Here is a 479-nt window from a genome sequence, read left to right as displayed (position 1 = left end):
CCGGGTGAGCGGGCGCGGGCGGCATGCGATAGACCGAGACGTGGGAACCCGACTCGGCCGTGAAGGGGGCGCCGGTCCGGTCCGCGTGCCTGGTCTCCAGGTCGAAGCCGGCCAACTGAGCCATGAGGTCGAGTTCGGCCGGCCAGATGTAGCGGTGCGGGGTGCGGTCCAGCCGCGCCGTCCGGGTCCCGTCGAACCGGAAGTGGTGCGACACCACCTGCTGGTGCAGCACGTCGTACGTGTCCAGGAGGATGTAGCCGGGTTCGGACCGCATGACCGTGGCTGCCTGGCCCGGTGGGAGCCTGCACAGCTCCGGCACCCAGAGTTCGATCACGAACCGGCCGCCGGGGACGAGGTGGCTGGCCTCGTTGCGGAAGCACTCGACCTGCTCGGCCTGGGTGAGCAGGTTGGCGATCGTGTTGTGGACGAGGTGGACGAGGCGGTACTCCCCCGGCGCGACGGTGGTCGCCATGTCACCG

General features: G+C 70.4%; 1 pseudogene. It reads right to left on the bottom strand.

The annotated features are described in order from the left end of the window. Positions 1-479 (bottom strand): annotated as a pseudogene (locus tag J0695_RS42295) (SAM-dependent methyltransferase); the annotation flags it as partial.

Source organism: Streptomyces beijiangensis (genome assembly GCF_017315755.1).
Lineage (GTDB): Bacteria > Actinomycetota > Actinomycetes > Streptomycetales > Streptomycetaceae > Streptomyces > Streptomyces beijiangensis.
The sequence above is the reverse complement of the archived record's forward strand: the minus strand, read 5'-3'. Positions and strand labels throughout refer to the sequence as shown.